28 protein-coding genes are annotated in these 26995 nt (G+C 40.3%); 18 read left to right on the forward strand and 10 right to left on the reverse strand.

Annotated features, from left to right (window positions below; genetic code table 11):
- A complete protein-coding gene (locus BUE31_RS06225; RefSeq protein WP_073401242.1) occupies window positions 1–1890 on the forward strand; it encodes a M56 family metallopeptidase in 1890 nt (629 codons plus the stop codon).
- A gap of 113 nt (window positions 1891–2003) precedes the next feature.
- Here the strand turns inward: BUE31_RS06225 and BUE31_RS06230 are convergent, their stop codons facing one another.
- Entirely contained in the window at window positions 2004–3089 is a 1086-nt protein-coding gene (locus BUE31_RS06230) for a DNA topoisomerase IB (RefSeq protein WP_073401244.1), read from the reverse strand.
- Window positions 3090–3350: 261 nt separating this feature from the next.
- On the opposite strand from BUE31_RS06230, the gene BUE31_RS06235 reads away from it, so the two are divergent.
- Window positions 3351–4373 carry an aldo/keto reductase gene (locus BUE31_RS06235; protein WP_073401246.1) on the forward strand — a complete coding sequence of 341 codons (1023 nt, stop codon included), beginning with the start codon at window positions 3351–3353 and terminating at the stop codon, window positions 4371–4373.
- Between the two features lie 87 nt (window positions 4374–4460).
- Here the strand turns inward: BUE31_RS06235 and BUE31_RS06240 are convergent, their stop codons facing one another.
- The 3 genes from BUE31_RS06240 to BUE31_RS06250 form a co-directional block, all read right to left on the reverse strand.
- Window positions 4461–5006: an SRPBCC family protein gene (locus BUE31_RS06240; RefSeq protein ID WP_073401248.1), complete on the reverse strand. Its 546-nt coding sequence runs from the start codon at window positions 5004–5006 to the stop codon at window positions 4461–4463.
- A 66-nt stretch (window positions 5007–5072) separates the two neighbouring features.
- A complete protein-coding gene (locus tag BUE31_RS06245; protein ID WP_073401249.1) occupies window positions 5073–5963 on the reverse strand; it encodes a helix-turn-helix domain-containing protein in 891 nt (296 codons plus the stop codon).
- A 22-nt stretch (window positions 5964–5985) separates the two neighbouring features.
- Window positions 5986–6999 (reverse strand): threonine aldolase family protein, encoded by a 1014-nt coding sequence (locus BUE31_RS06250; RefSeq protein ID WP_410503963.1) that lies wholly within the window; start codon window positions 6997–6999, stop codon window positions 5986–5988.
- Window positions 7000–7040: 41 nt separating this feature from the next.
- Here BUE31_RS06250 and BUE31_RS06255 point away from each other — a divergent pair, with 41 nt between their 5' ends.
- Complete coding sequence (locus BUE31_RS06255; protein WP_073401251.1) at window positions 7041–7766, forward strand: hypothetical protein; 726 nt, start codon at window positions 7041–7043, stop codon at window positions 7764–7766.
- A gap of 31 nt (window positions 7767–7797) precedes the next feature.
- Here BUE31_RS06255 and BUE31_RS06260 read toward each other — a convergent pair whose 3' ends face one another.
- Entirely contained in the window at window positions 7798–9012 is a 1215-nt protein-coding gene (locus BUE31_RS06260; protein ID WP_073401252.1) for a BaiN/RdsA family NAD(P)/FAD-dependent oxidoreductase, read from the reverse strand.
- Between BUE31_RS06260 and BUE31_RS06265 the strand changes: the two genes are divergently transcribed.
- The 4 genes from BUE31_RS06265 (at window position 9011) to BUE31_RS06280 (ending at window position 11843) form a co-directional block, all read left to right on the forward strand.
- A complete protein-coding gene (locus BUE31_RS06265; protein WP_083619378.1) occupies window positions 9011–9673 on the forward strand; it encodes an NADH-quinone oxidoreductase subunit A in 663 nt (220 codons plus the stop codon). The two genes, BUE31_RS06260 and BUE31_RS06265, sit on opposite strands and share 2 nt — an antisense overlap.
- Window positions 9663–10193, forward strand: coding sequence for an NADH-quinone oxidoreductase subunit B (locus BUE31_RS06270; RefSeq protein ID WP_073401254.1), 531 nt, complete (start codon window positions 9663–9665; stop codon window positions 10191–10193). Before BUE31_RS06265 ends, BUE31_RS06270 begins: the two co-directional genes overlap by 11 nt.
- Before the next feature lie 162 nt (window positions 10194–10355).
- On the forward strand, window positions 10356–10790 hold the full coding sequence (locus BUE31_RS06275; RefSeq protein ID WP_073401256.1) for a hypothetical protein: 435 nt from the start codon (window positions 10356–10358) through the stop codon (window positions 10788–10790).
- A 147-nt stretch (window positions 10791–10937) separates the two neighbouring features.
- Window positions 10938–11843, forward strand: a complete 906-nt coding sequence (locus tag BUE31_RS06280) for an alpha/beta hydrolase (protein ID WP_073401734.1) — start codon at window positions 10938–10940, stop codon at window positions 11841–11843.
- Window positions 11844–11938: 95 nt separating this feature from the next.
- Here BUE31_RS06280 and BUE31_RS31300 read toward each other — a convergent pair whose 3' ends face one another.
- Window positions 11939–12595, reverse strand: a complete 657-nt coding sequence (locus tag BUE31_RS31300) for a fasciclin domain-containing protein (protein WP_083619381.1) — start codon at window positions 12593–12595, stop codon at window positions 11939–11941.
- A gap of 256 nt (window positions 12596–12851) precedes the next feature.
- Here BUE31_RS31300 and BUE31_RS06290 point away from each other — a divergent pair, with 256 nt between their 5' ends.
- Window positions 12852–13340 carry a hypothetical protein gene (locus tag BUE31_RS06290; protein ID WP_073401258.1) on the forward strand — a complete coding sequence of 163 codons (489 nt, stop codon included), beginning with the start codon at window positions 12852–12854 and terminating at the stop codon, window positions 13338–13340.
- Window positions 13341–13400: 60 nt separating this feature from the next.
- Here BUE31_RS06290 and BUE31_RS06295 read toward each other — a convergent pair whose 3' ends face one another.
- Entirely contained in the window at window positions 13401–14864 is a 1464-nt protein-coding gene (locus BUE31_RS06295; protein ID WP_073401260.1) for an isocitrate/isopropylmalate family dehydrogenase, read from the reverse strand.
- 661 nt (window positions 14865–15525) lie between these two features.
- On the opposite strand from BUE31_RS06295, the gene BUE31_RS06300 reads away from it, so the two are divergent.
- The 3 genes from BUE31_RS06300 to purE all read left to right on the forward strand — a co-directional run bounded on the left by BUE31_RS06300 (window position 15526) and on the right by purE (window position 17702).
- A complete protein-coding gene (locus BUE31_RS06300) occupies window positions 15526–15918 on the forward strand; it encodes a hypothetical protein (RefSeq protein WP_073401262.1) in 393 nt (130 codons plus the stop codon).
- Window positions 15919–15966: 48 nt separating this feature from the next.
- Window positions 15967–17106, forward strand: a complete 1140-nt coding sequence (locus BUE31_RS06305; protein ID WP_073401264.1) for a 5-(carboxyamino)imidazole ribonucleotide synthase — start codon at window positions 15967–15969, stop codon at window positions 17104–17106.
- Window positions 17107–17210: 104 nt separating this feature from the next.
- Entirely contained in the window at window positions 17211–17702 is a 492-nt protein-coding gene (gene purE / locus BUE31_RS06310) for a 5-(carboxyamino)imidazole ribonucleotide mutase (RefSeq protein WP_073401266.1), read from the forward strand.
- A 204-nt stretch (window positions 17703–17906) separates the two neighbouring features.
- Here the strand turns inward: purE and BUE31_RS06315 are convergent, their stop codons facing one another.
- Window positions 17907–18470, reverse strand: a complete 564-nt coding sequence (locus BUE31_RS06315) for a YqgE/AlgH family protein (RefSeq protein ID WP_073401268.1) — start codon at window positions 18468–18470, stop codon at window positions 17907–17909.
- A gap of 263 nt (window positions 18471–18733) precedes the next feature.
- On the opposite strand from BUE31_RS06315, the gene pdxH reads away from it, so the two are divergent.
- From pdxH to BUE31_RS06335, 4 genes are all read left to right on the forward strand, one after another.
- Window positions 18734–19381 carry a pyridoxamine 5'-phosphate oxidase gene (gene pdxH / locus BUE31_RS06320; RefSeq protein ID WP_073401270.1) on the forward strand — a complete coding sequence of 216 codons (648 nt, stop codon included), beginning with the start codon at window positions 18734–18736 and terminating at the stop codon, window positions 19379–19381.
- Window positions 19378–19875, forward strand: a complete 498-nt coding sequence (locus BUE31_RS06325; RefSeq protein ID WP_073401272.1) for an NADH-quinone oxidoreductase subunit C — start codon at window positions 19378–19380, stop codon at window positions 19873–19875. The genes pdxH and BUE31_RS06325 overlap by 4 nt, the downstream gene beginning before the upstream one ends.
- Before the next feature lie 239 nt (window positions 19876–20114).
- Window positions 20115–20957 (forward strand): cupin-like domain-containing protein, encoded by an 843-nt coding sequence (locus BUE31_RS06330; protein ID WP_073401274.1) that lies wholly within the window; start codon window positions 20115–20117, stop codon window positions 20955–20957.
- Window positions 20958–21221: 264 nt separating this feature from the next.
- Window positions 21222–22346, forward strand: a complete 1125-nt coding sequence (locus tag BUE31_RS06335) for an NADH-quinone oxidoreductase subunit D (protein ID WP_234997766.1) — start codon at window positions 21222–21224, stop codon at window positions 22344–22346.
- Between the two features lie 163 nt (window positions 22347–22509).
- Here the strand turns inward: BUE31_RS06335 and BUE31_RS06340 are convergent, their stop codons facing one another.
- Window positions 22510–23607, reverse strand: a complete 1098-nt coding sequence (locus tag BUE31_RS06340; RefSeq protein WP_073401278.1) for a S1C family serine protease — start codon at window positions 23605–23607, stop codon at window positions 22510–22512.
- A 13-nt stretch (window positions 23608–23620) separates the two neighbouring features.
- On the reverse strand, window positions 23621–24190 hold the full coding sequence (locus BUE31_RS06345) for an RNA polymerase sigma factor (protein WP_073401280.1): 570 nt from the start codon (window positions 24188–24190) through the stop codon (window positions 23621–23623).
- A gap of 490 nt (window positions 24191–24680) precedes the next feature.
- Here BUE31_RS06345 and BUE31_RS06350 point away from each other — a divergent pair, with 490 nt between their 5' ends.
- The 3 genes from BUE31_RS06350 (at window position 24681) to BUE31_RS06360 (ending at window position 26915) form a co-directional block, all read left to right on the forward strand.
- Window positions 24681–24878, forward strand: coding sequence for a hypothetical protein (locus BUE31_RS06350; protein WP_073401282.1), 198 nt, complete (start codon window positions 24681–24683; stop codon window positions 24876–24878).
- Window positions 24879–25016: 138 nt separating this feature from the next.
- Window positions 25017–25244: a hypothetical protein gene (locus BUE31_RS06355; RefSeq protein ID WP_073401284.1), complete on the forward strand. Its 228-nt coding sequence runs from the start codon at window positions 25017–25019 to the stop codon at window positions 25242–25244.
- A gap of 159 nt (window positions 25245–25403) precedes the next feature.
- The gene (locus tag BUE31_RS06360; RefSeq protein WP_073401286.1) at window positions 25404–26915 is read left to right on the forward strand and encodes an ATP-binding cassette domain-containing protein; all 1512 of its coding nucleotides are present in this window, start codon (window positions 25404–25406) and stop codon (window positions 26913–26915) included.
- Window positions 26916–26995: the final 80 nt, after the last annotated feature.

Below are 26995 nucleotides of genomic sequence, written 5' to 3' on the forward strand. Positions count from 1 at the left end.
ATGCCAGCTTTGTTTGTTTTCCTTTTTAAAGTAAATATTGCCCTCTTGCTATTTTGTGCGGGTTATTACCTGGTATTAAGGCATCTTACCTTTTACACATTAAACCGCATTTACCTGGTCGCCGCCATAATATTTGCAACCATATATCCCAAAATAAACATGTCGGGCTTTTTAGAACATCATCAGCAAATTGCCAAGCCGATGCAGGTTATAGTTCTTAACTGGCAGGCCCCCGCTAAGGCACTTATTAAACCGATTGCACAGCCAAACTACTGGTTATGGGCTGAAGTTGTTTTATGGACGGGTGTTGTATTGTTTGCTTTACGGCTACTGGTGCAATTATATTCATTATATAAATTATACCGCAACTCAACTGCCGCTACAATTCATAACCATGATGTAAGAGTGATCAATAGCGATACGGGCCCGTTTTCATTCTGGAAAAGCATCTACATTAATCCAGCAAAGCACGAGCCTTCTGATTTGAGATCGATATTATTACACGAACAGATCCACGTGAGCGAATGGCATACGCTGGATGTATTACTGGCTGAATTGAGCACTATATTCTACTGGTTTAACCCCGGGGTTTGGCTCATGAAAAAAGCAGTGCGCGAAAATATAGAATTCATTACCGACCGTAAAATATTAAAAACCGGCACCGATAGTAAACAATATCAATATAGCCTGGTAAACGTAAGTTTTTCTGCCGCACCACAGGGAATAGTGAACCACTTTAATATATCAACTATTAAAAAAAGAATTATCATGATGAACACAAAAAGATCTTCGAAATTTAACTTAACCCGGTATGCATTTTTAGTACCTGCCGTGGTTATCCTGCTGCTTGTTTTCAGCATCTCAAAAGCAGCTTTGGTTAAAAAAAGTTCCCCTGCTATTAAGGTATTTTCAGCTTTAACAAATAAATCAATTTATAAAGAAAATGTAAAAACTGCAGCAGGCAATAACAAAGCTATCACCACTACTATTAAAAGTAATTTAGTACAGCCAAAAGCTGCAAAAGCTATTGACACGATCAGAAAAGGCAAGTTCTTTTTTAGTACCTCTGACAATTCAGATTCATTAAATTATGTATTAAATGGTGTTAGAACCACAAAGGCTGCACTTTTAAAGCTCGATGAAAGCCGCATTTATAGTGTAAATGTTGTATCAGCAGAAACTGCCGCGAAATTATTGCCCCACCTTAGCAACAAACACGGTGCATTATTTATAACTACGGACGACTCTGAAGCTGGGAAAAAATTCAAAGAAAAATTAGATAATCTTGACAAAAACAAGTACACAGTAGTAAGTGGCAACTACACCCCAATTGGAACCGTAAGTAAACTTGTAGTTATTGGTACATCAAATAGCTCGGGTAATGCTATTAGTGATGATGATTCAGACAATAACGTAGCTATAGCAGGTTCAAGCAGTGGTACAGGAAAGGTTGCGACATTTAATCTTGTAACTAAAAATGGCAGTTCAGTAGCCCGGTTAACACAACGAAAAGGTGTTAACGTTTATGGAAATAAAACAAATAAAGATTCCTCTAACAAAGCGGCAATAACTTATAGCATATCTTTTGATACCGTCGCTGCTGTCCATAATTTAAACTCCAGGCTATACGAAAACAGGACTAATTCCAGGGCTGCCACACTTGCTTTCACAAATTCAAATTCAAAATTCAGTCTTAATCACCTTTCTGATAAGCTGATCATTATTAATGGTAAAATAGCGTCAGAAACAGACCTGAAAAAGATCTCAGCGTTTGACATCGACCGTATGGTTTTAAAAACCGATGAAGAAACCAAAGAACTTTATGGCGATAAAGCCAAAAATGGAATTGTTTTTATAGTGACGAAGAAGGGGGCTAAAGAAGTTAAGTAGGTTGATTAAGTTGGATTGAGTTGATTAGGTTATTGAAGTCAATAATAAGGTCAGTTAATAATTGTTGAGGATTTAACTTAATCAACATAATCCAACTTAGTCAACTCAACCAACTAACTGGCTTCGGCCAGTTTTTCGTTTTCAATTATTTTGATCAACGCTTTTTCGGCAATATTTAACTCGACAGAATTAACATCTTTTTCTTCATCAATATTTTTGATGTATTTAAAAATTGCACCGTCCTCATAGCTTTTTATAACAGTTGGGTGCACGTAGTACTTTTTGCAAACGGTACGGGTATTGCCCAGGTTTAGTGCAACCTCATCCAAAACCGTAACAATTTTCTTTTTACACTCTGCAATTGTTTCAAACTCACCGGCTTGTTTAAAGGCATATAATGCGCTTACGCTACCTGCCCAGGTTCTGAAATCTTTGGCGGTAAAATCTTCTCCGGTAATTTCTTGTAAGTAATTGTTCACATCTCCCGATCCTACTGTGCAATGTTTACCATCAGCATTATAATATTGAAAAAGTTCTTTCCCCGGGATTTCCCGGCATTGTTTTACCAGCTTCGCAAGTTTTCTGCTTTGTAATGATACTTTATGATAAACCCCTTTTTTTCCTTTAAACTCAAAATTCAGGGTTGATCCTTCAATCTTTACGTGGCGGTTCATTAGTGTGGTTAAACCGAAAGAGCCATACAGTTTTTTGTACGATTCATTCCCTACCCTTATACTGGTCAGCTCCATCAGGCGCACAACAAGCGCTACAATTTTATCATGATCGGGGTTATGGCGGGCCAGGTCTTTATCAACCTGCCTCCTGATAGCTGGTAAATGGGCTGCAAACATTTGAAGGCGATGATATTTTGATTGGTTACGAATTTTGTTCCAGTCAGGATGATAGCGATATTGCTTTCTTCCGGCAGCATCTGTACCGGTAAATTGCAAATGCCCGTTCTCATATGGCGAGATCCATATATTGGTATATGCAGGCGGGATAACCAGCTTGTTGAATCGTTCTATTAATTCTTTGTCTTTTACCAAACTTCCATCTGCATTGTAATAGTTCCAGCGCTTGCCTGCCTTTTTACGACTATAGCCGGGTGTTGAATCTGATACATAACGTAGCCCGACAGCTTTTGCAGTGATTTTTGGGTCGCGTCCTATTTTTTCGAGTTTGGTTAGCAATCGGTTCATCATCAATACAACAAGGGCGGATATTATAAGTTTGTTAATAGATAAGAAATAAATTCTACGATTATCTATTTCCTCTTTACGCGCAGCGAAGAGAGGGAAGGTCCAGCGAAGCGTCGACCGGGTGAGTAAACTATGCAGGCGATATTAACGTGAGCGCTTTAAAGCAAATGCATGGTGGAGCGGCCTTATTTTTTGACCATCCGCTGACTATTCTCAGCCAATAAACACTGAATTTTACTTTTCTAACAAACCATCAAACTTATGAAATACAATTTTTTAGGAAACACCGGCCTGGTGGTATCCGAGCTATGTTTTGGCACCATGACCTTTGGCGGCAAAGGCTACTGGGAAGCCATAGGCAGCGCACAACAGCAAGAAGTTAACGACCTGATGAAGGTTGTGGTAGATTCTGGCATTAACTTTATTGATACAGCCAATGTTTATTCGTTTGGCGAATCAGAGAAACTGCTGGGGCAGTCTATAAAAGATGTTGGTTTTAGTCGTAATGAACTGGTAATAGCTACCAAAGTTCGTGGCCGTATGGGTGAAGGTGCCAATGATATGGGCCTCTCACGTTACCACATTTTCCAGTCGGTTGATGATAGTTTAAAACGTTTACAGCTCGATCATATCGATATTTTATATTTACACGGTATAGATCCAAAAACATCAGTAGAAGAAACGGTGCGTGCTCTTAATGATATTGTGCTAACCGGTAAAGTACGTTATATAGCTATTTGCAACTGGCCTGCATGGATGGTGATGAAGGCAATTGCAATAACTGAAAAACATGGCTGGAATAAATTTATGGGGCTTCAATATTTTTACTCATTAGCTGCGCGCGATATTGAAAGAGAATTATTACCCTTAGCAGCCGATCAAAATATTGGTGTAATGCCTTGGAGCCCACTTGCAGGTGGTTTTCTTGGTGGTAAATACGGGCGCAATGCAGAAAAAGCAGAAGGCAGCCGCAGAGACACATTTGATTTCCCGCCTATTAATAAAGACAAAACCTACGATATTATTGATGTAATTACCGAAGTTGGCAAGCAGCACAATGTTTCAGTAGCCGAAGTGGCTTTAGCCTGGGTTCGTCAGCAAAAAGGAGTATCCAGCACCATTATCGGCGCTAAAAATGTTGATCAGCTAAATGCCAACATCAAATCGACCGAATTATTGCTAACTGCCGATGACCTGAAAAAACTTGATGAAGTAAGCGCACTGTCAAGAGAATATCCTGCATGGATGGTTGAAAGACAATCTGCCGATAGGGCGTTGAAATAAGTCGGAAAGGCCGAAAGTCAGTAAAGTCCGAAAGATGTAATCTCTCTTTCGGACTTCCGGACTTTACCGACTTTCGGACTTCTTCACTCACTCCTTTAATGTTTTACCTGTTTGAAGGTAGTAATTGATCGATTTTTCCCAATCCTTTAAATTTTGCATATAAATGGATTGCATGGCGATAGGGTTAATTTGATTGCCAATTAAATTAAGTCCTGTGTAGCTGTAAGTTATTTCTGCGGATGTAAGTTTACCTGATCCGGTACATTTTATTGTTATCGTCCAATACCTGTTTTCGGTTGAAACAAGGTATTGGATCAAATGATCATTTGGCTGGTATTTGGTTACAATCCACAAAAACCCGGTTTCATTATGTCCGTGTCCTTTTGTTTTAAAAACTGTTCCCTCTTCTATCCTTTCTGTTGATGGATAAACAAGTTTTGGATCCCACTTATCGGCCCATTTTTTTTCCTCAAATGCCCCAAATAATGGAAATACCTTTTCAATACTCCCATTAAGCTGAATAATTGCCGTTTTAGAAACCCTTTGGGATACAAATTTTTCAGTCTCCATTTGATTTTGATTTTTACAGGAAAACAGCAGCAATGCTACCATCATAAAATATAACTGTTTCATTGTTAATACTATTTGAAACAAATATATCCTGAGAAGTAAAAACAGATTTATCGAAAATTGGGAATTTTATTTACGCAATAAAGCAGATGGGGAAATTTTAAATCTTCTTCTGAAAAGGCTGCTAAAACTCTGAAGACTGTCAAACCCTACTGAATAACAAACCTGTGTAACAGAATAATGCTGTTCATTTAAAAGCTGATATGCTTTTTGCAGTTTTACATTTATAATATACTGGTGGGGTGTTATACCATACAATGCCTTAAAGTTTGCCAAAAAATGAAACTTGTTCATACAGGCCTGTGCTGCAATATCATCTAAAGATACCGAAGGCGCAGTTGCGTTGTCTTCCATAAAGTCCTTTGCTATAAACAAGCGCTTATATAATTCCTCCCTTGTTGATCTTTTTATTGAATTAATTTTTTGCAGATCAACGGAAAGCGCGGAGTTAATTTTAGCAAAACTTGTTAACAGATTAAATAAGATATCATCTATTTCCTGTTGGCTGTAGTAGTTTAATGATACCAGGAAATGCAACTGTGAAAGGATTGTACCTGATTGAAACGGCACATTCGGAATATTCAATTTTCCCTTTTGCTTAATTGAAGGATTATCTAAAAGATGATTGGCTGGGGTGCTAATTGAATAAATACTGCTGTCCACAAAATCCTCATTAAACAATATAAACAATGTTTTTAATGGCTGGTTACTATTGAAGTTGATAGTAAGCTCATCCCCCGGGTTTAAGAAATAAAAACACTTTTCAGAGATCGATACCGGCTGATCATTGATAATATACCGCCCTTTATTTAAGAAATTAGTGGCAAAAAGATAGGGAGTTGTATGTGCAGGATAGTAATATTTGGTATTGGTGTTTGCATATAAAATGGCATTTTTTAACTGCGCAGGTTGCCCGGTATTTATACTAAGTTGTGGGTTAGGCAGTTGGGAAATGACCATTACTATTGTATTTATTACCCGGTTAAATATTTTTCAGCACGCTTACTACATACTCCACCTGTTCAGGGTGCACATCAAGGTGCAGCACAAAGCGGATACGGTGTTTATCAGTTGATAATGCTTTTATGCCTTTTTCTTCCAGCTTTTGCAGAACGATGCTCGCGGGCTCAACGGTATCAAACAAAACAATATTGGTTTCCTGCGGCAATACATTGGCCACCCAACCACATTTACCCAGCTCATCAGCCAGTATCTGGGCATGAGTGTGGTCGATTTTTAACCGTTCAACATGATGATCAAGTGCATAAATTCCCGCAGCGGCTAAAAATCCCGCCTGGCGCATTCCGCCACCAAAAACTTTACGGATGCGCCGCGCGTATTTTATGGTTTCCTTATCCGCCAGGAACACAGAGCCAACCGGAGCCCCTAAACCTTTTGAAAGGCAAACAGAAATTCCGTCAAAACATTTACCGTAATCAGCGGCTTTATCACCCGTGTGAACCAACGCATTAAAAATGCGGGCGCCATCCAAATGAAGCTTTAAGCCTTTATTTTTACAGAGTTCAGCAATTGGTTTTATCTGTTCAATTGTGTAACAACTGCCTCCGCCCTTGTTGACCGTATTCTCCAGTACCACCAAACTGGTATGTGGGTAATGAATATTTTCAGCATTAATTTCAGGTTCAATCATTTCAGCAGTAATAATACCTCGGTAACCATTCAATAAACGGGTTGATACACCTGAGTTAAAGGCTATCCCCCCACCCTCATAGCGATAAACATGTGCAGTTTGATCAGCAATCAGTTCATCCAAAGGTTGAGTAAAGCATTTTATGGCAATTTGATTGGTCATGGTGCCTGACGGGCAAAAGATGCCGGCTTCCATACCAAAAATAGCAGCAGACTTCTCTTCCAGTTCATTTATAGTTTCATCTTCGCCAAAAACATCATCGCCTACTTTTGCATTAAACATAGCCTCCAGCATCCCCGGAGTTGGTTTTGTAACGGTATCGCTTCTTAGATCAACAATCATCATATTAAATGTTGTAAAATTACGTTATTTGTGTTTTAATAATTATGCGCTCAATTTTAATCATTTTATTTTTTATGCTGATGATTGTATCAGCAAAATCGCAATCTTCCAAATGGCAGCCCGGCCGTTTTACCGATATAAAAGGAAATACCGAATCTGGCTTTATCCGGGTTAACCCATCGGCCAAAGGCCCGATAAAAGGCGAAGGCTTTATTGAATTTAGAGAAAACGATAAATCAAACCCGTTTAAGCTAAGTGCAAGTGATCTGAAATCATTCGTGGTAGCAAAAGACAGCTTTGTTGTAGCACATGCTCCGGGAAATGAAGCCTGGGCAAAAAACGAGTTTGATTTTGTGAAGGTTGTAATTGATGATGAAGTTAAGCTCTACATGAGCCGTGGCGGCAGTGGCAGTAAGGGCGGTATTGGCGGAACTGGCATTGGTATTGAACCGGGCATAGGCATTGGAACCGGTGGATATGGCGGAGGCTTGAGTGGTGGTGTGAGTGGCGGCGTATCTATCCCTATAGGCGGCGGTGGCTATAACAACAACGAAAAAACGGTTTACTACTACGGTGCAAACACTGCCGAAATGAAACGCATTACCAATCAAAATTTCGAAGATGTAATGACCGATATTATGGGCGATGAACCCGATGTTGTCGACAAGATCCACGCAAAAGTGTACATACTTGCCAATATAGACAGGCTAATTGTTTATTTTAAACAGGTGAAAGAAGGTGAAAGGCAAAAGGTTAAAGGCGAAAGGTAAGAAGTTTTTACCTTTCAGCTTTCACCTCCTCTTACAGCCCCTGCGCTATTACAAACCCGCTTGCCCAAGCCCATTGAAAGTTGTAGCCACCCAGCCAGCCGGTAACATCCACACACTCGCCGCCATAGTACATACCCGGTATCTTTTTTACTTCAAGGGTTTTGGATGACAGTTCATCGGTTGATACGCCACCGCGCATTACCTCGGCTTTATCATAACCCTTATCTCCTGCCGGTTTCACCTTAAACTCATGGATCAGGCTGTTAATGCTTTCAAGGTCCGTTTTATTTAGCGATGCCAGGTTTTTATCCACTGGTAATTTATCGCTCAAAGCTTCGGCAAATTTGCGGGTAAACAGGTTGGCCAAATAAGCCAGCAGCATCTTTTTACCGTTTGCTTCGCGTTCCTGCAGGATCAGTTCAGCTATACTTTGATTTGGCAGCAGATCGATATAAATATATTCACCTGGCCGCCAGTAGGATGAAATTTGCAGAATGGCCGGGCCACTTAGCCCCCAATGGGTGAACAGGATATTTTCCTCAAAGCTGATCCGGTCGTTCCAAACCCGGCAGAATATGCTGTTGCCTGAAAGCTGCTCATACCAGGGCTGGTCTTTACCGGTTATAGTAAGCGGCACCAATGCCGGAGCAGTATCATTAATTTTTAAGCCGAATTTCTTTGCTATTCTCAACCCAAAATCTGTTGCTCCCATTTTAGGAATAGGTAATCCACCTGATGCGATCACCACTTTAGGGACAGATAAGTTTTCAGTTCTTCCGTTTCGTTCTAACGAAACAATAAAACCATTATCAACCTGTTCAATCCCTTTAACTTCTGCGTCGCACCAGATCTCCTGCCCCAAATCGGCACAAAGAGAGGTAAATACTTTTACTACATCCCTGGCATTATCACTTTCAGGAAATAGCTGCCCGAGTGTTTTTTCTTTACCAATGATCCCGTAGGTTTCAAAAAAGCTAACGGTATCATCAACCGTCCATTGCGACAGGGTTGATTTGCAAAAGTGCTCGTTATCAGATATAAACTGTTGCGCCGAGGCATACAGGTTGGTGTAATTGCATCGGCCGCCGCCACTGATCAGGATCTTAGCGCCTACCTTATCGTTCTTCTCTAATACAAGGGTGCGTTTGCCTAAAAAACCGGCTTGCACGGCACACATTAATCCGCACGCGCCGCCGCCGATAATTATAGCGTCAAAATCTGTTTGTTTTGTTAAATTTGCTGTCATGGCTGAAGTGTCGCAAATATCAGAATTTGGAAAGATACTTATCTTCCTTATTACAGGAATAATAATGGTATGCGTGGCTTTTTTAATAAACAAGCTTTTAGCGCCCAGTAATCCTACCCCGGAAAAGCTAACCTCGTACGAATGCGGCGAAGAAACAACCGGCAATGCCTGGCTACCGTTCAACTCCCGCTTTTATGTTATCGCGCTGATTTTCTTATTGTTTGATGTGGAAATGGTGTTTATTTTCCCCTGGGCAACTGTATTTGGCAGCCATGAAATAAACAACTACGACCCACGCTGGGGTTGGCTGGCATTAACCGAGATGTTTGTGTTTTTGGGCATCCTGATCCTCGGCCTGGCTTACGTTTGGGTAAAAGGCGACCTAGACTGGATAAAACCGAAGCCCATTGTTCCAATAACAGACACTTTTATTCCAAAATCCCTCTATGAAAAGTTGAATGCGGAACAAAGCGTTTATAAAGTGAAGGCATTTTCACTTACCACTGTTCCACCTGTTCCACTTGAAACAGTGTTAACAGCGGAAACAACCGGAACAAATGAAACATCTGGAACAAGTGGAACAGGTGGAACACCAGGAACACCGCCTATAAGAAAACCTATGTTTAAACCAACCTTTAAAAAACCCGGCAATGAGCAATGATCTGACAAGTGAGAATGGTGGCGTTATAATCACCAAAGTGAATGATCTGCTTAACTGGTCAAGGTTATCATCCCTATGGCCATTAAGTTTTGGAATTGCCTGCTGTGCCATTGAATTTATGGGGGCTTTTGCCTCTACGTATGATCTGGACCGATATGGCGTATTCCCCCGCCCATCTGCCCGCCAGGCTGATGTTATCATCATAGCCGGAACAGTTACTTTTAAAATGGCGGAACGCATTAAACGCCTGTACGAACAAATGCCCGAGCCAAAATACGTAATCTCTATGGGCTCGTGTTCCAATTGCGGCGGTCCCTACTGGCAACATGGCTATCATGTGGTAAAAGGAGTTGACAGGGTGATCCCTGTTGATGTATATGTGCAGGGCTGCCCACCAAGGCCTGAAGCGCTAATTGGCGCTATATTGGAATTACAGAAAAAAATTGAAGGAGAGAGATTGTTGGGGGGAGTCCGAAAGTCGGAAAAGACCGAAAGTCCGGAAGTAAAAGAAAGCGTATAACCCCCTCTCCCCGGTGGCTGTGTCCTCACAGCCAACTCCGTGCGGCTTGGGGTTTAGCACAAACTTTCTACAAACCTTATCATAGTTAAGTCGGAGCCCAATACTCATTTTAAAACTCACAGCCTATGGAATCATGGTCTATACCTTTTGACAATTAACAGGATGAACATTAAGATCAAAATTGTTTTGGGGGTCATAGTTGCAATTTGGACTTTGTCGTATTTGATGCATTTATATGCAACAAAAGACAAATTCAAGATTGAAAACATTGAATTTAAAAAGATTAATTCAATAAGAGTAGTTGATCGCGGTATGGAAGGGACTAATATTGTAGTTATCAATAAAAAAGACAGTATTTATGTATTTAATAAAATTATACACGATTCAAAAACCATTAACGAAAATGGTCTAAATTTAAGGGATAGCTATGGTCTTTGTGACATAATAATCTATTTTAAAGATAAAAAGTCAATGGAGATCGGTTTAATAAACACTCGTCTTACCGGAGGCATAATTAGATCAGGAGACTATATTTACCGCAATGATAAATTGTTGGACTATATTATTACTATCTTAAAAAACAGGAAATATAATTAAATGATGGTGTTATCCCTGGCTGCCGTCTAACTATTCTAATATAAAGATTATTTCTTAATTTTCATCGGGGATTTGGTATAGCCGCATAGGTAGTTGCCTATGAAAGACACTGACAACGGAGATGGGATATTAACATTGAAATCATTTATGAAAAAGAAATTATTCACTGCAATTATTATTTTAGGCATTTCAATTTCTTATGCTGCCCACGCCCAAACTAACCCCAAATCAACCATCTTCCCCACCGGTACAACCTTATTCGGCGATATCCCCTACGCCAATGATACCTTAAAAAAGCACTTGCTTGATATTTACCTTCCACCTGTTAAAAAAGCCAGTTACCCATTGATTATATGGATCCACGGCGGGGCATGGATGCTGAATGATAAATATGCAGATATGGGCTACATGACCCAAACCCTGAAAGCTTTTGCCGATAGCGGTTATGCAGTAGCCTCTATAGATTACAGGTACAGCACAACGGCCGTATTCCCCGCACAGATCAGGGATTGCAACCAGGCCATTGAGTTTTTATATGATAATGCAGATAAATACAGTTTGGATAAAAACAGGATCGCGCTGATAGGCTTTTCAGCTGGTGGACATCTTGCTTCATTATTGACTTTATCGAACAATAATAATGTTAAGGCTTTTTATCCGGATAAACAGAAGCCCAAATTTAAGATCAAGCTTTGTCTTGATTTTTATGGGCCGTCAGATTTCACAACACTTAAAGGCAATGATAGCCCTGATCCCAAATCCCCGATCACCCTATTATTGGGTGCGACTGTTGCTAACCGGCCCGACCTTGCAAAAACCGCCAGTCCCGTAACTTACATAGATAAAAATGATCCGCCATTCCTGATTGTACAGGGTGAAAAAGATGAATCAGTAAATCCTGCTCAGTCTGTTTCATTAAGCGCCCGGCTAAAACAAGCCGGTGTACAAAATGAGCTGATCATAGTACCGGGTGCACCGCATTACGGGGTAATGTTTGATGCGGAGTATATCCGAAAAAGTATCTTTTCTTATTTAAATGCTTATATGCAGTAACCTACTCGCCTCAATTGAGCTAATGCCTGTGATCAGCAAATATAAAAGCCCGGTCTGTTTTCCAGAACCGGGCTTCCTTTTAACCTTATAATTTATTACTTATACATAAACACACCATTAATCCCATGGATTATTCCATTTGAGGCCGGTGTATCAAATGAGGTCACTTCAGCAGTATTTCCCTGGGCATCTTTAAGCTGGAGTTTTTTATTTACAACAGCTATGGTGATGGTTTGTCCGTCAATAGTTTTCAGAGTTGCGGACCTGCTTGCATTTGTTAAAGCTTTAATAATTGCAGCTTTATCATATTTGCCTGCAACCACGTGTGCTTTTACAAGTGTTGCCAGCTTAACCGGATCTTTCATTAAGCTATCCAGCCTGGTTTTAGGGATAGCGCTAAATGCTGAATTGCCTGGTGCAAAAACAGTGAACGGACCAGGCCCCTGTAAAGTGGCATCCAAATTTGCAGCCTTTATAGCAGCTACCAGTGTTGATAGATCTGCAACGTTCGCCAGCGTAGCCTGTACGTCTTTTACAGAATCGGTCTTCGCAGCAGGGGTGGATGTTGCAGGTGGTTGTGTTTGTGCAGGTGGTTGTGTTGGCTGAGCAGGCTGCGGTGTCGGCTGGGTAGGAGTCGGCGTTGGCTGAGTCGGCTGCGGTTGGGTTGGGGTTGGTTGCGTTTGCGCAAATACGTTGTTTGACAATAGTCCTATTGATAGCGCTGCTGCTACAATTAAAATTGATCTTTTCATGTTAAAATTACTTTTATTTATTAGTTTTAGTTAGCATTATTGCCTCAAGTACGTTATTAAAATCACTTTCAGCAGTTTGTTAATTTCGATCTTTATAACTGTTAATTACACAATATAGTTTTAACGAAATAAAAAAAGATGTGTAAACAATTAATAAATACATAGTTAAATAAGCATTTTTCAGGGCACAAATCACTAATAATCTGTCATTTACTTTTTTATAATTTTATACCTTTATTACCTGTAAATTTTATCAATGGCGATTCAAAACACCGACAGACGTAACAATATATTTCTAAATATAATTTTAATAGGCTTATTAACCGGCACATTGGATGCGGTAGCTGCCTTAGCCTGGAACTATAAAGCAAATGCTGGGGTGATTTTTGAATTTATAGCAAGCGGGGCATTCGGAAAAGCTGCTTATGCAGGTGGCAGCACCATGGTTTTGTGGGGGATCCTGTTTCACTACATTATAGCCTATGCGTTTACAATTGTGTTTTACCTGGGCTATCCGGTTTTTTATAAGTTCTTCCGCAATAAGTATCTTATTGCCTTTGAATATGGAATAATTTGCTGGTTTGTAATGAACATTATCGTTATCCCGATCAGCAAGATTGGCTTAAAGCCATTTCATATTTTGCCAACCCTTATTGGAATGGGGATCTTGATAATTTGTATTGGATTGCCGGTTGCCTTGTTTGCCGACAAAAGGAGAAGAAGGATTTTAGCAGAAAAGATTTGACAACTTTTAAAAAGTTGTCAAATCTGCATTCACGATTTTGGACTACCGACTCATGACTTATTACTGTCCCTGCGCCAGCGTATAACCAATCTTACCCCCAAATTTCATCAGGAACTCAACTGAACACACTTTAGCATCTTCCGAAAAATCAGCAGCTATGTGTAAAAGCTCTTTCTGGCTTACAATTACACCTGGTTTCTTTTCAAAGCGTACACGGTATTCATTAACAAGCTCGGTATAAATTGATCCTGTTGGCCACACTTGTGTGCCGCGGTTCGAGATCATCACCAAATTGAAGTTGTCAGTAAGTCTTTTCTTTGCCAATTCAGCAAGCTCGGCAGGTTGTAATTCACCAGCTTCAACAAACACGTCAACCCCTACCATTTCTTCTTTAATCCCTTTGGTAACAGTAAGTTTATTTTTTGTTAGTATATGATGATTGGCATTGGCTTTAAGCTGCATATTTGCTTTTCCAACCACGCCGCCATCTGCGGGCACTTTACCTAAATTAGCAATTACAGCATCGGCAAAACCATTTGTGCCTACTGATGCAACAGCTTTGTCGCCAAAGTCACCTGTATGCACACCCTGCTCCAGGGTATAAAGCAAAGCATTTTCAATGGTAGCGGCATTTTCGGTAAAGCCCATGTAACGCAACATCAAGATCCCCGAAAGCAATAAAGCTGTAGGATTAGCTATGCCTTTACCCATAATATCAGGAGCAGTACCATGTACAGCTTCAAAAATGGAAATATTATCGCCAATATTGGCCGATGGCGCAAAACCCAATCCGCCTACTAAGCCGGCACAAAGGTCAGACACAATATCGCCCTGTAAATTGGTTAATACAATTGCCTGGAAGTTTTGCGGCTGGGTAACCAGCTTCATACACAAATCATCAACAATAATATCTGACGATTGAATATCAGGATACTCTTTTGCTATTTCCTGGAATGTTTCTAAAAACAAACCGTCAGTAAGCTTCATAATGTTGGCTTTATGAGCGCATGCTAATTTTGTATAGCCTTTACGCCTTGCCATTTCAAACGCATACCGGATAACCTGCGCCGAACCCGGGCGGGTGATAATTCTGCGGCCCACAGCAACATCATAAGTTAAAAGGTGCTCAATACCACCGTAGGTATCCTCAATATTTTCGCGGATGATTGTTAAGTTGATCGGGATGCCGGCCTTTGAAAAAACAGTTTCAACACCTTTCAATGTTCTGAAATCCCTTTGATTGGCATAAGTATTCCAAACTTTTCGGGCAGTTACATTTATACTTTTCACGCCTTTGCCTTTTGGCGTTTCCATTGGCCCTTTAAACAGGGTACCAAGGCTTTCAATAGTTTCTTTGGCGGCAGATGTCATCCCGGTTGAGTGGCCTGCATCAAAATAAGATTTCCCCATTTCAACAAATTCATATTCAAGGGGAACATTGTTGGCTTCAAAAATGCGGAGAACAGCTTGCATTATTTCGGGGCCTATACCATCGCCGTTGGCTACGGCTATTTTAGTTTTCATTTTAAAGAACTTTTAACGTAAATATCGCGCAAAGATAGCTGTTTAAAGGTTTATTTGAAATGCAATGGATCGATATCAGGAAATCGATTTGCAAAAAGCGGATAATAGCTACTGAATTTTGCTGCGCAGAATGAATATTTGCAGATAGTGATGGGTTTGCAACTGCGAGTGTTCGAAACATTTATAATCCTTCATTTCGTTACCACAACGCTAAAAAAGTTACCAGAGGTGTAGCCTCGACCTATATTGTAACAACGGATTTTAATCCGTTGGCTATAAAAAGCAGATAAAAAAGAACCATAGGTTCGGTCCGTATAACTACGTGCAAAATGGTAAATGCTTCCTAAGATCAATATGCATCGTGCCGACAGCACTTCGTACGTGTGGTCTTAGTTCTCAACGGGTTGAAACCCGTTGTTACAAGATGTATCGAGCCGAAGGCTCTTACTGTAAGAGACAACGAATTTTTCGAACACTTGCAGTTGCAAACCCATCGCTATGGTAAAACCTGCTTGCAATTTTAAAAAAGCAATTTTCCCCTATCTTTATCCCTATTTGTGACATTAGAATTGATGCGGATCAGGCTATTAAATATTTTTTTCAGGTATAAACATCCAATAGCCACACAAAATCGTGAAATTTGACAAAATTTAAATTAGATATGGTCAAAATAATTCTGCTTAATCTCGTTAAAACTTTTATTTTTTCGCTGATCGTTTCAATAGCCATCTCCTGCATTTATTACGCAGTAGTAATTAAAGGCAATGATTACAGCAAAGCGCTCCCGGTAATTATATCCGCATTATTTTATTTGAATGGAATATTACTGATAATGGCCACGCCGGCTTTGTTTACTCCTAATCCCGCTATTTGGGGTAATCCCGCATGGAAGCTATTCCTGTATTTTGCCGGGCCATTAGCTTATATAATTACCAATTTTATTGCCCCGCAGCCAGGTCCTAATAACACCATATATATTACTGCGGGCATTGTGTTTTTTATTACCCACGCTATTTTTTATTATAAACTCACTAAAAAAGTATCCGGTAATTAACACTATTTAGGCTTTTTGAAAGATTTAGGCTAAACTTGCAGCATTATAATGAAAGCATTTTACGGAGACCTTAAACTCGGAATTTTAGGCGGCGGCCAGCTAGGGCGCATGCTTATACAGCAGGCTATTAATTACAATGTTACCGTAAAGGTGCTTGATCCCGACAGGGAGGCGCCATGCCGCAAATTATGTGATGAATTTGTAATTGGCTCATTGGGCGACTACGAAACTGTTTACAACTTTGGCAAAAAGGTAGACCTGCTAACCATCGAAATTGAAAAAGTAAACGTTGATGCGCTGGAGCAGCTTGAAAAGGAAGGTGTTTTAGTTTATCCGCAGCCACGCATTATCAGGCTGATCCAGGATAAAGGACTGCAAAAACAGTTTTTTAAAGAAAACAATATTCCAACTGCCGAATTCCAGGTAATCTCATCGCCGCAGCAATTAAAAGAAAGCCATATCCCTTTCCCCTATATTCAAAAGTTAAGGCGTGACGGCTACGATGGCAGGGGTGTTTATAAAGTTATTGATGAATCGTACCTGGCAAAGGCTTTTACCGAACCCAGCCTTATTGAACGTTTGATTGATTTTGAAAAAGAAATAGGCGTAATAGTTGCCCGCAATGAAAGCGGTGAAGTAAAAACCTTCCCGCTGGTGGAGATGGAGTTTAACCCGGATGTTAACCTGGTTGAATTTTTGATCTCTCCGTCAACCCTCCCGTTTGAAGTACAGCAGGATGCGGCCCAAATAGCCATCAAAATAGCCCAGGACCTGAAAATTGTAGGCTTACTGGCTGTTGAGATGTTTTTAGATAAACACGGTAAAATATTGGTTAACGAGCTTGCTCCAAGGCCGCATAACAGCGGTCACCAAAGTATTGAGGGCAATGTTGTTTCGCAGTTTGAGCAGCATTTAAGAGCTATATTTAATCAGCCGCTTGGCGATACCGCCTGCCTTAATAATGCCATAATGGTCAACGTTTTAGGCGAAGCCGGATACGAAGGCCCCGCAGTTTATGAAGGCATTGAAAAAGTATTGAAATGCCCAGGCGTATATGTACATTTATATGGCAAGGCATTAACCAAACCATTCCGCAAAATGGGCCATGTTACTATTGTTGATGTTGATAGAGAAAAAGCTATTGAGAAAGCAAGATTTGTGCAGCAAACACTAAAAGTAATAAGTTAAATATAACCCGTCTTGTCATTGCGAGGTACGAAGCAATCGCGAACTATGCATAACGGGATAATGAGGAGGTTGCTTCGTTCCTCGCAATGACAAACTAGTATAATATGAGCCAGGTAAAAGTAGGTATAATAATGGGCAGCAAGTCCGACCTTAACGTAATGCAGGATGCTGCGGATGTGCTAAAAGAATTAGGCGTTGACTATGAAATTACCGTAGTATCGGCCCACCGCACACCCGACCGTATGTTTACCTACGCCCGTGAAGCAGCAGACCGCGGATTAAAAGTAATTATAGCCGGTGCCGGTGGTGCAGCACATTTACCCGGCATGGTGGCTTCATTAACCCATTTGCCGGTTATTGGCGTACCCGTAAAATCAAGCAATTCAATTGACGGCTGGGATTCTATTCTTTCCATATTGCAAATGCCAAATGGCATCCCGGTTGCAACGGTAGCCCTAAATGCTGCTAAAAACGCAGGGATCCTGGCTGCCCAAATAATCTCAACAGCTGATGAACAAATCGTCAAAAACCTGATTGCCTTTAAGGATGAATTGAAGAAGAAGGTGGAAGAATCGGCAAAGGAGATGGAGAAATAATTCTTTTATCACAATTCGCAGGGCGTTGCCCTGCGCTGTTATATTGGCCCCTTTCAGGGTCAGGAAACTTATAAAAATTAAAAATATCCCAGCCCTGAAAGGGCTTAATTCGTCAGCGCAGGTCGAAGGCCTGTGCGAAACAATCGGCAAAAACTACAATTCTTTCTTTCGGACTTTCGGACTTTTCCGACTTTCAGACTCCCCCTAATTCAACGCAGGATTCTCCGGAAAATTAGCAATATGTGCATAACGCTGCCCAAGCCCTATCACAACTTCCCGCCACAACGTTTCTTCATTTTGTGAAAATATGGTATCAATATTTAATTGATTGGCAACAATCCAGCTATCCTCTTTGATCTCTTCATCCAGCTGTTTGGGGATCCAACCGGAATATCCTGTAAAAAACCTGATCTCATCGGCATTTAATTGGTAACTGGTTATCAGTTCTTTAACCGCGTCGAAATCTCCGCCCCAAAACACCCCTTCGGCTATTTCAATGCCATCGGCTATTTTTTCAGGGCAGCGATGAATAAAGTGCAATGTGTTACCTGCCACAGGTCCGCCAATAAAAACAGGGATCTCTGAATATGACAGATCGGGTAAAATATCCCCCAGCAAAAATTCACTGGCATGGTTTAAAATAAAGCCCATGGCCCCGCCTTCAGAATATTCTGTCAATATAATTACGGCTCGTTTAAAGTTCGGGTCCACCATAAAAGGCTCCGATATTAGTAAACGTCCTGCGGCTGCCGAAATAGAACTTAGCATAAGGGTTAAAATTTTGTTTAATATAACAAGTATTGCAAAAATAAGTCCAGTTTTAAAAAAAAGAGTCAGGAAAAAGAGTCAGGAAGTCAAGAATCAAGATTCAAGATTAAAAAATAAAAATCATTTTGTAAATATTTTTTTTCTCAATGAGGGGAGTTTTACCTTTTCTCTTGATTCCTGACTCTTTACTTCTTGATTCTTGACTCTTGACCTCTTGATTCTTCATACCCCTTCCTCGGTAATTAATTTGTAAGTTTGCAGGGATGAATCAGGATAAATTAGAAAACTTAAGAGCGGATTACACAGCATCCTCACTATCAGAAAGCAGCACTAAAGCCGACCCGATAAAACAATTTGAGGCATGGTTTAACGAGGCCCTTGAAGCAAACGTGCCGGAGCACAATGCGATGACACTTTCAACAGCCACAACCAATGGCATGCCATCGGCAAGGATTGTTTTACTGAAAGGTATTTATAATGATGGCTTTGTTTTTTATACCAATTACCTGAGCCGCAAAGGCAAAGAGATAACAAAGAACCCGGTAGGCGCCCTAACATTTTTTTGGCCAGGCCAGGAGCGGCAGGTGCGTATCGAAGGCACTTTGGAAAAGTTAAGTAAAGAGCAATCAGAAAAATATTTCCACTCACGCCCTAAAGAAAGCCAGATTGGCGCTGTGGTATCGCCGCAAAGCCAGGAAATTGAGGGTCGTGACGTTTTAGAAAAAAAATGGAATGAATTAGCTGCCGAGTATACCGATAAGGAAGTGCCTAAACCATCATTTTGGGGTGGCTATATTTTAAAGCCCCGGATGATTGAGTTTTGGCAAGGCCGCACCAGTAGGCTGCATGACCGCATAGCTTACAAAAAGATAGATAACAAAACCTGGAAAAAAGTTCGTTTAGCACCATGAGTTTTGAGGAGATTAAATTATTATTGATTGAAAAGTTCGGCGCTGAAGTAATTATTGACGAAGAAACGGACGGCCTGCAACCCGCTTTGCTTATATCTCCTGCCCGTATTGCCGAAGTTTGCCTTGAGCTGCGAAATAATTCAAATACTTATTTTGATTTCCTGAGCAGCATAACGGGTGTAGATTATGGTGTTGAAGCAAACCGCTTTGGCGTTGTTTACCACCTGGCGTCCATCCCTTACCAAACACAGCTTACATTAAAAGTAAGTATTGATAATGATCGCGATCTTAACAACCTGCCAAGTTTTCCCAGCGTAACTTCTGTTTACCGCACTGCCGATTGGCACGAACGTGAAACTTATGACCTTTTAGGAATATTTTTCGAAGGCCATCCCGACCTTCGCCGCATTTTATTACCCGATGACTGGGAAGGTTTCCCTTTGCGCAAGGACTATAAAACAGCGGAGTATTATAGGGGGATAAAGATAGATTAGTTGATAGAGATTAGAGACCAGAGGTTAGAGATTAGTTGCGTTTTATAAAACTTTCCCTATTCTCTGGCCTTTAACCTTTGGTTACTATTCCCTCCCTAATCTCCAGCCTCTGATCTCTATCCCCAACTAATCTCTAACCTCCAGCCTCTAATCACTAAACCCAACCTTTTTAATCTCGATACCGTACAAGCCTGTATAATTTTAGTAATAATCAACTAATTAAACCCCAGGTTGACGCTATGGATATTATAAGAAGAGATAATATTACCTACGAAGAATTTATGGAGGAGCATTATAAGCCCGGCATTCCGCTGGTTTTTACTAATGCTGCAAAAGTTTGGAAGGCAAACGGCTTGTTTACGCCCGATTGGTTCAGGGAAAATTATCCTGAGCGGGAAACCGATTGCAGGGGAACATCCTACAAAATGAAGGATATAATGGATATGGTTGAAACCAGCACGGTTGAAAAACCCGCACCCTACCCTATTATATTTGATATCCCAGCAATTTTACCCGAGATAATGTCATTGATCGATCCGCTCGATCTGCAATACGCTTCGCCAAACTGGCTAAAAAACCCGATGTTTTCATTAGGCAAATGGGGCGGCGCTACAGAGTTGTTTATTGGCGGCCCGGGCGGCAAGTTCCCGTATTTACATATTGATTATTACCATTTAAATGCCTGGATCACCCAGCTATATGGCGAAAAACGGTTTACCGTATTCCCACGCGGGCAGGATGATTTGTTATACCCGCGCCCTGACGATCCCTGGCGCTCAGAATTAAACATTTTTGAACCGGATTTTGAGAAATTTCCGAAATATAAAGATGCCACACCTATTCATTTTACTGTAGGGCCGGGCGAAACGCTGTTTATTCCATTTGGAACATGGCATACAGCATATTCATTAACCCCAACTATTTCTGTAGCTTTTGATACGCTGAACAGCAAAAATCATAAAGAATTTATGAAAGATGTATGGACATTTAAAAGCCGCCAGAGTAAAGTAAAAGCCGTTGCCATGTATAGCTATGCCTGGCTGGCAACCCAAAGCAGCAAGCTTAAAGAAAGCTTTGCCTGAAGAGAATATAGTTTGATTTCGAAAGTTCCATTTCGGGGTCAGTAATTATAGTTTATCAGTCGCCCGTAGATTAGTAACTACGGGCGTTTTTTATTTATGTACGACTCATCCGGTAGAATTTCCTAAATTTGAAATCGGAATTGAAACAATTCAAAATCCGAATTCGAACATCCGAAATCCGAAATCAAATTGGCCACACATCCCAAATACGATACCGCTTTAAATAATTACTATCAAAAGATAGCCGATGCAGCCACCGAGGATATGGTGCTTAACATGGGGCCGCAGCATCCGTCAACCCACGGTGTGTTACGGCTTGAGCTGATAACAGATGGCGAGATAGTAAAAGAAGTGATCCCGCATATTGGCTATTTGCACCGCTGCTTTGAAAAACACGCAGAATCATTAACCTATCAGCAAACCATTCCGTTTACCGACAGGATGGACTACCTGGCATCAATGAACAACAGCCATGCTTTTGTTATGGGTGTGGAGCGAATGATGGGCATTGATAAAGATATCCCAAAACGAATTGAATACATAAGGGTGCTGGTTTGCGAATTAAACCGCATAGCATCGCACCTGATAGCCATTGGCACCTATGGCATTGATATTGGCGCCTTCACTCCCTTTTTATGGTGCTTCAGGGATAGGGAACATATTATGGGCATGCTGGAGTGGGCCTCAGGCTCGCGGATGCTGTATAACTATATTTGGGTTGGCGGCTTGTTTTATGATCTGCCGGTAGGATTTGAAGAACGTTGCGCTGAGTTCGTAACCTATTTTAAGCCCAAAATGGTTGAGCTCAACCAACTCTTAACCGATAACCAGGTATTCATAAGCCGCACAGCCAACGTTGGCGTTTTACCCCTTGATGTAGCCATAAACTATGGTTGCTCAGGCCCAATGCTTCGCGGATCAGGCCTTAAGTGGGATTTGAGGCGGATAGATAACTATTCCGTTTACCCGGAGCTTGAATTTGATATACCGGTGGGCAAAGGCGAAATGGGTGCCGTGGGCGATTGCTGGGACCGCTACAAGGTTCGGGTTGATGAGATTGAACAATCCCTCAAAATGGTTGAACAATGCCTTAGCCGTCTGCAAAATGAGCTGAAACGTACACCAGATTTTGATCCCCGCTCAAAAATGCCGCGTAAGATTACCCCAAAGGCACAGGACTATTATGTGAGGTGCGAAGGTGCAAAAGGCGAGCTGGGTTTTTATTTTATGGCTGATGGCCGGTCAGAGATCCCTACGCGCGTTAAAGCCCGCGCCCCAAGCTTTAATAACCTGTCTGTACTGCCCGAAATAGCCAAAGGGGTAATGATTGCCGACATGATTGCCATAGTAGGCTCTATCGACTTTGTATTGGGCGAGGTGGACAGGTAGGTCCATTTGAAAATTTGAAGATGGGTGAAATTTAATTACATGAATGCGAAAGAATATCCAGGAGTGAAGCTAAAGTTCCCCTTTAAGGGTTAGGGGCAAACAAACAGGGCGCTGTGAATAAATCACAGCGCCCTGAACTATATAGAATAGTTTTTTGGGATCTTTACTGGTTATAAACCCTAACCATAAATACGTAATTTTCTATTTTTTTAATCTGCTGAGGACGCCCAAGGCCAGCCAATATATTTTTACCGTTTATATTAATTGGCTTATTCAATGAATCAGTAGGAATATCCTTAATAGCCTTTAACAGATAACTTGTTTTAACCGCAAAGGCAGCACCTTCAACCCGGGTTTGCTTTCCGTTCACAATGCCGATAATATTACCTTTACTATCAAGCAATGGACCGCCACTATGCCCGTAGTCAAGCAGCGCTGATATCTGGTATTGCGTGGTATCGCCTTTGTACCCAGTGCTTGAAGTTAAGAAACCGGAACCCAGTACTATATTATCCTTTGGATACCCTATGGTAAACACACCTTCTCCCAAATCGGTTTCAGCTTTTTTAAATGTGTAAGGCAACGCGGCTAATGGCTTAAAAGATGGATCAGTGATTTCCAAAATAGCAATATCGTTTTGTGGTTCGGTATAAATCACTTTGGTACGGTATGATTTTCCGTCAGCTGCCTGCACATAAACCGAATCTGCATGTTGGATAACATGATTATCTGTAACTATGTAACCATTAGCTGAAATTGCAAAACCAGTACCCCTGAAATTGCCCGGGTTATTCATTGCGGTCCGCAATGGAAGGTTCTTTACCGCTGTCTGTAATGATTTTTGGCTGTTTTTTAATTTGTCGATCTCGCCAACCAACTGGCCATAGTTTGCTTGTTTATTACTCAAATATCCCGTAAAAAACAAGGTACATAGCGCAGCAAATATTGCTATTGACGCCGCCACAGAAATCTTTGAATGATGATTGCGCCACATCCTCACTACCCATGACGGGTGGATCATCAGCTCATCTTCCAAAGCATGAACATCAATTTCATCATGTATAGCATCCAGGCGTTGTTCCAACTCCAAACGTTCACCATACTGTTTTATCAGGTTGGTGAAATGCTTGTGCTCGGCTACTTTTGTGTTAACATCGGCATCCTTAGCCCGCAGTTCTTCAAACTGTGCGCGCTCAGCTTTGGTCATCTCACCATTAAGATAACGTTCAATTGTTTCGGTTAACTGGTTATTCTCGCTCATCGCTTTTCTCTCCTTATTTTTGCTGAAAAAATAATTTCTTCAGCCTTTGCAGGCATTTATATTTTTGAGTTTTAGCATTATCTGCATTGGTATACCCAAAATTCTCGCAGATCTCCTGCATCGATCTGTTATTTATATAAAAATCTTCTATAATAGTTTTACAAGGCTCGCCCAATAACTGGAGGGCATTACCCATTTTATTAAACTGGATGTCGCGTTCATTATTCTTTTCAGTTTCATCATCAACAGATAAGTACTCCTGGAAATCTTTTATATCGCCGCCATACCTGTTCATATGTGTAAGCCTTTTAAGCCAAAGCCTTCTACAAATCGAATAGATATAGGTTTTAAGCTTACTGCTTAATTCAAAATCACCCGTTTTAACTTTATTATAAAGAACAATTATGGCTTCCTGGTAAATGTCTTTCGCATCATCAGCATTGCCATTGTTATTAATTACCAGTTGTAATATCATCGGAAAATAAGCGATATACAGTCGCTTTAACACACTTTCCGAATTGTTAAGGATACCAAGGATAACTTCACTATCTGTTGGTATTCCGCTATTTAACTCTTTACTCACTACTTAATACTATTTATGCGAAATTGTAACCCATTATTGATAAAAAAAAATTAAAACCAAAATAAATTTACTTTTTGATTGATCGAAAGATCAGTTGATTGAGTTAGATCAAGTTAGACTATGTTGATTAAGTTATTAGTCTCACACTCCTGCTCATCCTCAATTTTAAAGTTGATCCATATAAAGTAGTATGCATCTGCTTACTTAAGCTTTCTATAGGTATATAACTTCTTTCCAAATTTAACCTATTCAACTCAATCAACCTAATCTAACCTAGTCAACCCGCACACCCAAGCTAACTTACCCTAAAACTGTTAAAGATAAAGAACAGTAACATCAGATAAAAGTAACGAAACCATAACTCCGGCTACTTTTATCGTATTAAAACTACTAATGCTATGGATTTTATATTTTTTTAAAAAATAAGTGGGTTACCTTTTAAACATTCTGGTATTAATGCTACAAACACTCACATTTAAAATAATAAAAAATGAAAAATTCATTCAAAATGGGCGCTTTAGCCTTAGTTATCGCGGTTTCTTTCGCAGCTTGTAAAGGTAAATCTGATTCAACTACTACTGACACAACTGTAAAAGTTGATTCAACAGTTAAAAAAGATTCAGTAGTTAAAGTTGACACAACTGCTAAAAAAGACACCACTAAAAAAGACACTACTAAAAAGAAATAATCTGATAAGATTTTTCTGTTAATTTTTTAGTTTTTACATGGTAAAAGGTAATCTCTGATTTTTTTAAAAATCGTGGGTTACCTTTTGCTTTTTTAGGTATTAAGAGAAACTATTTAATCACTTAAAAAGAAAATTAACATGAAAAATTCATTCAAAATGGGCGCTTTAGCCTTAGTTATCGCAGTTTCTTTCGCTGCTTGTAAAGGTAAATCTGATTCAGCTGCTGCAGATTCAGCTAAAATGGACTCAGCTAAAATGGATTCAGCTAAAATGACTGACACAGCTAAGAAAATGGTTGACACAGCTAAAAAAATGACTGACACAGCTAAAAAAATGACTGCTGACACTACTAAGAAAAAGAAATAATCTCTTTTCCAGTAAAAAACAAAAACGCCCGGTTAGCAATAGCCGGGCGTTTTTGTTTTATTCATTTTTCTTGCACTCATTTTGCCACAGGTATACCTATTTCAAATTATTTTAGGCTTATTGAAATAGATAATTAATTTTACCGGCAACAAAAAGCAGATGGATCTACCCTTAATTTCTATAAATAAAGCTACCGTACGATTTTTAAATAACACACTTTTTACCGGCTTAAGTTTTGCAGTCAGTAAAGGAAAAAGCTGGGCGCTGGTAGGGAAAAGCGGATCAGGCAAAAGCGCTTTACTGCATACCATAGCCGGCAGGTTCAATGTGACAGGTGGCGAAATTGTTTATCATTTTTTCGATGATTTTATTAAACACACAGGGAATGCCGACGGGCATCTTACTTATCACAAGCTGATAGCCCTTGTTGAACCCAAACATCACTTTAAAAACCTTTCAAACACATCCGATTTTTATTACCAGCAACGGTATAATTCGTCAGATTCAGAAGATGCGTTAACGGTTGAGCAGTACCTGCATTCCATAACACCTGTATTTCAACAAAATAATTACTGGAATTTTGAAAAAACAACCGGCTTATTAAAACTTGATGAGTTATTAAGCAAACAGATCATCAAACTTTCAAACGGCGAAACCAAACGCCTGATGCTTGCCGCTGCTTTATTAAAATCGCCGGTTTTATTATTGTTGGATAGTCCGCTAACCGGGCTGGATGTTCAAACCCGAAAGGATTTTAATTTTATAATTGATGAGATCATCAAATCGGGTATAACGGTAATAATGGCCACATCACCTTATGAAATTCCGGATGCAATAACCGATGTTGCCATTTTACAGGATGGCGCGATAATTAAAAGCCTTACCAAAGATGAGTTTAAACCCGCTTTGTTTATGCAGGATGATACCGATGTTATTGATAACGAAGAGCTTAAAGCATTATTAAATCCCGAAACAGCCAAAACAACTTATGAGCATATTGTTAAAATGAATAATGTGTTTATAAAATATGGCGATAAAGTTATTTTAAACCAAATTAACTGGCAGATAATCCCAGGAGAAAGATGGGCGCTGCTGGGGCCAAACGGATCCGGCAAATCCACCCTGCTTAGTTTAATAAATGCGGATAATCCACAGGCGTATGCCAATGATATTGTTTTGTTTGATAAAAAACGCGGAACAGGTGAAAGCATCTGGGATATAAAAAGCAAGATCGGTTTTGTATCGCCCGAATTGCACCAATATTTCCCTACCGATAACAGTTGTTTACAGGTTATAGAATCAGGATATTATGATACACTCGGCCTGTTCCGTCCATCGCAAAAAGTAAAAGCAGATACTGCTTTGCGCTGGATGAAGGCGCTGGAGATAGACAAATATGCCCGTGTACTCTTAAAAAACATCCCGGCAAGTGCACAACGCCTTTGCCTGCTGGCCCGCGCCCTGATAAAAAACCCCGATCTCCTTATTTTTGATGAACCCTGCCAGGGCCTTGACGAACATCAGCAACATCACTTTAAAACACTAGTTGATACCATTTGCAGGCTCAGCAATGTTACGTTGATCTATGTAAGCCATTATCAGCATGAGATTCCGGAGAGTGTGACGAAAGTTTTGAGGTTGGATAAAGGGCTTATAATTAAAAATGAGTAAATTGTTTAAGCCTTACAACACACGTTTTCTGGTGGCGGAGGCGGCAAACTATATGGCTCCCCTCTCCAAACCAAAATCTT

The organism is Mucilaginibacter sp. OK098 (genome assembly GCF_900142915.1).
Lineage (GTDB): Bacteria > Bacteroidota > Bacteroidia > Sphingobacteriales > Sphingobacteriaceae > Mucilaginibacter.